Origin of the sequence: Sulfurimonas sp., assembly GCF_014859695.1 — a bacterium.
In the GTDB taxonomy this organism is placed as follows: Bacteria; Campylobacterota; Campylobacteria; order Campylobacterales; family Sulfurimonadaceae; genus Sulfurimonas.
Map to the genome: position 1 here is coordinate 1 of NZ_JACUTS010000095.1, position 5,872 is coordinate 5,872.

Below are 5,872 nucleotides of genomic sequence, written 5' to 3' on the forward strand. Positions count from 1 at the left end.
ATGATATTTTTTTACACGTGGGGAGTGGAATTTATATTATGGATTTATTTGGGATTAAGCCCAATACAATTTTTACAAAGGCATAATCACATTAAGAAATTATCAGCTTAACCTTGGTCTAGAAAATGCGGAGGGGTACATCTCTATCTGAAACTTTTTTATACTCTGCTAAAGATGCGCTGTTTGTATATGTTAACATATCTGTTTTAAAACCTACTGCTCAAGCAAGAGATACTCTCTTAGCTCATTTTCTATCTTCTCTTTAAGCGATAAAGGCTCTAGCACCTTAACGTGTGGCAGCCACTTTTTGATAAGCTCTTCTATCTCAAGCTCTTGCGTTACTCTAAAAGAGAGAATTAAATCTCCATCTGCTTTTTGTTCGACTATGCGTTGAGATGGAAGAGAGTTTTTAGCTTTAAAAAAACGAGCCTTCTCTTTTTTGACCTCTACAGTAACATTTATCATATGCTTTTTATAGCCACTTCTGTAGGTCGAAAATGGTGTTTGTATCTCTTTGATGAAATCTTCTATCTCGTAGTTTTTATGAAACTGCTTAGGAACCATCTGCACTTCGGCTATATTTGAGACTCGTAACTGAGTTAATTCATATTGGCTATCTACCACTTCGCATACAAGATAGAAGTTTTGGTTGATAAAGAGGATTTTGTATGGTTTAACATCCATGACTTCTGTTTTGTCATTTACGCTGTATTTGACCATAAGGTGCTGTTGATGATGTATTGCATTTTCCATCTCTTTGAAGAGTTGATAGTCACTCTTTTTGTTCTCATAGGGCTTGTCTATAAACATATAGCAATCTTTAGACTTTTTAAGCTGCGACTCTAGTAGTCTTTTGTCTGAATCACTTAGGTCAATATTTGCAAAAAGATTGCTCTTTTGTGCAACATTGTAAACCTGCGCCATCATGGAGATAGTCTCAGGAGTTAAAAAATTCTCAAACGCTTTTTTGGTAATGGCTTTGTAGCATCCCTTATCACCACGAATCAGCTCAAATGATTCAGGAAAGATAAGCTTTATGACATCCAAATCTCTGCGAATAGTCTTCTCACTTTTGCCTTCCCATAAAACTTCGTTTCCTAAAGCCTCAATGCAAACTTTTTTCCCGTCGTTAAATCGTTTTAAAAGCTCTAAAACTCTTGCTGTTTGGTTTGTCATCTCTATCTTTCCTCTCTTTTTTTACTCATCGACAGTAGTAAATGTTCCGTTGCTGTGATAGTAGGTATTGCCCACTTTATTGGAATATGACCCATCGCTGTTGTAGATGCTACTACCGACTTTGTTGCTGTAAGAACCATCACTGCGATGCACACTGCTTCCGTTTACATTGCTATAAGAACCGTCACTATGATAGACACTGTTGCCACTTTTTGTACTATAACTTCCATCGCTATGGTACATGCTATTTCCACTACGGGTACCATAACTGCCATCACTATTTCTATAACCCTCAGCACTTACCGCTTCAACACCCACTACCGCCAAAAATGCCACTAATGCTAATCTCTTGTACATAAATCTCCTTTTTTAAAAGCTTTTTGCTTTTATGGGAGAATTGTAGTTTTAATTATAGACATATTTTGACTAAATGTAAATTATTTGATTTTTTTGAATCAACAATACCATACCCTTTAGCTGTCATCGTTGTTGACAAATAATTTTCATAAGCGTTTGAATTATTGTTCTGCAATCTATTTTCCTTTGTTGAAATTGTTATTATATTAAAAGAATTATAATAATTTAAATAGACATATTTTGTCTATCTAAATCTCTGGTATCTCAAATGGATCACTTTTATTTGAAAGCATGATACACCCCATCCCAAGATAATCTTTCTCATCCATCCAACTATCAGTATCAATATCTAATCCAAGAGTACTAATCTCATCATCAAATTCACTATATTTACTATGAACCAAATTTATAGTGTCTATATTTTTTAGCCGATGAAAGTTTTTTATAAACCATGGCAATAGCCTATCATCAAAACTTATTTTTTCTAAGTTTTCTACATGTAGATACTCTAGAGAGTTTTCATCTATTAGGGTATTTTCAATATCTAGCTCTTTTAAAGTAGTGATATTTGCGATAGATGCTGGAAGTTTTTTGATAGGATTATTTGATATTGAAAGATGTTTCAACTTTGTCAAATTATCCATATCATCTGGTAAAGATTTTATTTTATTTCCATGCAAACAAAGAGTATCAAGTTCTTTTAGTTCATAAACACTTTTTGGGAACTCTTCTATTTCATTGTTACAAAGCACAAGGATATTACATTTTGAAATTCCTATTCCATCTGGAAGTGATTTGATTTTATTGTTTTTAAATTCAAGCAAGAAGCTGTTTTTTTTGATTTCAAAAAGCTCTTTTGGTATCTCTTCTAAATTACAATTTTCAAAACCCTCAATTACATTACATTGATGAATAAATCCCCCTATTCTTGAGAATTTAATGTGGTCTATTTTATATTTATCTGCCCATTGGATTAATCTTTGTACTTGTTCTATTTTATCTATATTCTTTTTTAGACAAATTGCTTGTAGATCTTCAGGGTCATCTTCATTTATTTTCATACTTACTTCATAGTTGTCTGTTTGAACATAGGTCAGAATATTTTTATTTGTATATTCAAAAGTATCACATAGCTCATCTGGGAGATGAAAAATATAAGTCGTTTCTATATTCATAACTATACCATTGAAATATGTAGCAACATAAAAACCATACTCATCTTCAATTTCAATATCAAAGTAAGCTTTTTTATCATCACTATTTTGCGATATTATCTCTTGTCGTTTTTTTGAAAAATCTAAAAGTTCAAAAATATCAAGATCAAGCTTTTTATCTACTTCGTCAGGAATAATAAATCCAATATCGTCTAAATGCATAGTTAGATTATCTAAAATTTTTAATGTTGTGCGATGACTAACATTAAAAATATCCAATATATTTAAAGCGATTTTAGTCTTCTTTGAATCATCCCCAAAAAAACTGTCCTCTTTTGCGTAGAATGCTAAATATTCAAATATCTTTTTATTTACAGTAAAAGTAAAATCATCAGCTTTAATCTTACTTGTGATTTTTTCAAAGTTCTCTTTTGATTTATACATAGAAGCTATGATTCTAAACTCAATATCTCTTAAATGTATGATATCTATTTGCGATTCCTTTTGCCAACAGCTTGCATCTATCGTAATATTTTTTTCTTCCATATTTTATTTACCTTTTTTATTTTCTATCCAAGATGATAAAGTTGTAGCAGTTTTAGGCGATATCCCCTCAACTACATCTATATTATGCAATCTCAAACCTCTCTATTTGCAACTCCGCTAATATCTGTTCAACTTCATTGACTAACCTTTCATCAACATCTATAGATAAAATTTTAGGGTATTCATTTGATATGAATTTTAAGAAAGTCCAAAAAGCTAAGTTTTTATCGTTCGTATTTTGCTGGATTTGAACTATAACGTTTCCAAATTTAGATAAGACATCTTCTGAAAAGTGCCAATCACTGAATAAAATATCTAAATCCATATCTCCCGTTGATGCAATACCACATTTATCACATTCACACAATGCACCAAATTTGACATTTCCACAATTAAAACATAATGCTAATGACATACATATTCCCATTTAGTATATTTTTTTGTGTTCACTGTTTTTTCTCCTTTTAAGTTATAGTCAAAGTATATTAATTAAAATAGACATATTTTGACTATTTTAAATTAAATTGGAGGTATTTTTATATTTTTTTGCGAGACATACTCATCAAACCAAGCCTTTATGATGTTTGTATCTTCTCTTGAGAGCTTTTGGTTCTGTTTTGAACTGGCTTGAACTATTTGGTTGTTTTTAACCTCGACTGCCATGTGTAAAACACCATCTTTGAAAAACCCATACACCGTGGTGCGTTTGTTTTTTATGAGTTCTCCATATCCTGAGAGGCAGTTTTGAAGAGCTACTGACCACTCGTAGAGTTCAAGTCCATTTTGTGGGAGTTGCACGCTGTATGGCTCTTTTATGACACACCCTCTTTTTTGTGCTACACTATATTCAAAGCTCACTTCAAACAGTTTTTTATGCACTAACCTTCTATGTATATATGTAATCACATCATGAAACTCCAAACACCTCGGCTTTACTTTTTCGATTTTTTGTATCATTTCATCATCAAATTGACTAAACATCTCTAATGTATCAAAAAATAGATATGCAGCTTTGCAGCTAAAATCATTCATAAGCATCTCTATTTGCTTTTGTGTATAGGTTTGTAATAGATAAACAAAAAGCTTTTCTATCCCTAAATAGGAGCGATTTTCAATCCATTCATCTTCAAATTTGAGTGTTACCATCCTTGTTGCAATATTGACATCAGATATATATTTGCACACGGAGAAAATATAATAAAAATTGTATTTTTTAGTTGTACTAATCTGCTCTTTATAGTCTTGAAACACCACTTTTTGAAGTGACTTCTCTTTTCTGTTGTTTAAAACATATTCAAGTCCTTGCTTGATAGTAAGTGGTTTGTTATCAGGGAGTAAAAGCACCTCTTGCCATGCGATAAAACCATACTCTTTAAGATGTGGATATGCAAGAAAAAATGAGATATCTTTGATGGAGGTGCAATCGTATTTTACAAGTGCTAAATTATCGCATAAAGGGTGCTTTATTAAGAGTTGTAACATCTGCTTTTTAAAAAAAGTGAGTAAGGGGTGTCTGTTTATTACACTTTGAGATGGTTCCTCACCATAAAAATAATGATCATCAATTAAAAAGTCCAAATCAAACTCAACCATAGGTTTTTCATTGCTTCGACCGTTTTTATCCACAAACAAAGAGTAAATAGTTTTATCGTAATATTCAACTTTTTCACTTGAGAGATCTATGAAGTTTGGAATCTGAAGGTTGAGCAAAAAAAGCAAATTGTTTTCATCTGTGTCGTACTCTATCTCTATTTTTAGATTTTCTTGCAGCAGATCATAAAAAGGCATCTTCTCTATAGGGACATACCACGCATGATTGGAAATATAATAGAGTGCATCATAAAAAACATCATTGCCACATTCACTGCATTGGTATTGTTCTAGTTCCTTTTTTGCTTGCTTGATGATTCTCTTTTGCAAACCGCATGAGCAGATATAGAGCTCTATCTCGTAAGGTAACTTCTCATTATTGAAAGAAAAGAGATTGCGAGTGGTGTTGATATCAATTGTAGTTTTCCACGGTATGGCGGTTTTCATCTGCATATGCTGTGTTGCTTTTTTCTAATTTATCAACTAAGACTAAAACAAATCGAATGCTTCTGCATCTTCATCATTAAAAGGATTAGGCTCTTTCGGTTCCTTGTATTTAGCATCACTATTTTCAACTGGAGCATTTTTACTATCAAGCATCTGCATACTCTCCACTACGATAGTATGCTTTGAGCGTTTTGCACCATTTTGGTCATTCCACTGCTCAAAATTGAGTCGTCCTTCTACTAAAATCTTACTCCCTTTTCTTAAGTACTGGTTTGCTATCTCGGCACTTCTAGCAAAAAAGGTGATATCTACAAAACAAACTTCCTCTTTTTGCTCGCCTGATTGTGATTTGAACTTTCTGCTTGTTGCAATAGCTGTGTTTGCTATCGCCAAGCCGCCTTGAGTAAAGCGCATCTCTATATCTCTTGTTAGGTGTCCCACCATGATTACTTTGTTGTACATTTGTTTCCTTTTTTGTTTTTTCTTTGTCATTTTAGTGAAAATGATAGTCAGATTATGTCTATAATATTTTTAATTTTATGCGCGCTTTGCGCATAGCGTTCAAACCGGCCACCAAACGCGCAGAGCATCCGGCCACCTCT

Annotated in this window: 6 protein-coding genes; all 6 read right to left on the minus strand. The window is 32.7% G+C overall.

Annotated elements, in window-relative coordinates:
* Positions 1 to 213 precede the first annotated feature (213 nt).
* The 6 genes from IBX42_RS10900 to IBX42_RS10925 all read right to left on the minus strand — a co-directional run bounded on the left by IBX42_RS10900 (position 214) and on the right by IBX42_RS10925 (position 5,732).
* Positions 214 to 1,176, minus strand: coding sequence for a WYL domain-containing protein (locus IBX42_RS10900; RefSeq protein ID WP_294932834.1), 963 nt, complete (start codon positions 1,174 to 1,176; stop codon positions 214 to 216).
* A 21-nt stretch (positions 1,177 to 1,197) separates the two neighbouring features.
* Positions 1,198 to 1,533 (minus strand): hypothetical protein, encoded by a 336-nt coding sequence (locus IBX42_RS10905; RefSeq protein ID WP_294932836.1) that lies wholly within the window; start codon positions 1,531 to 1,533, stop codon positions 1,198 to 1,200.
* Between the two features lie 248 nt (positions 1,534 to 1,781).
* Positions 1,782 to 3,233, minus strand: coding sequence for a hypothetical protein (locus IBX42_RS10910; RefSeq protein WP_294932838.1), 1,452 nt, complete (start codon positions 3,231 to 3,233; stop codon positions 1,782 to 1,784).
* A gap of 82 nt (positions 3,234 to 3,315) precedes the next feature.
* Positions 3,316 to 3,648 carry a hypothetical protein gene (locus tag IBX42_RS10915; RefSeq protein WP_137014363.1) on the minus strand — a complete coding sequence of 111 codons (333 nt, stop codon included), beginning with the start codon at positions 3,646 to 3,648 and terminating at the stop codon, positions 3,316 to 3,318.
* A 104-nt stretch (positions 3,649 to 3,752) separates the two neighbouring features.
* Positions 3,753 to 5,270, minus strand: a complete 1,518-nt coding sequence (locus tag IBX42_RS10920) for a PcfJ domain-containing protein (RefSeq protein WP_294932840.1) — start codon at positions 5,268 to 5,270, stop codon at positions 3,753 to 3,755.
* 42 nt (positions 5,271 to 5,312) lie between these two features.
* Positions 5,313 to 5,732 carry a single-stranded DNA-binding protein gene (locus IBX42_RS10925; RefSeq protein ID WP_294932841.1) on the minus strand — a complete coding sequence of 140 codons (420 nt, stop codon included), beginning with the start codon at positions 5,730 to 5,732 and terminating at the stop codon, positions 5,313 to 5,315.
* Between the last annotated feature and the right edge of the window lie 140 nt (positions 5,733 to 5,872).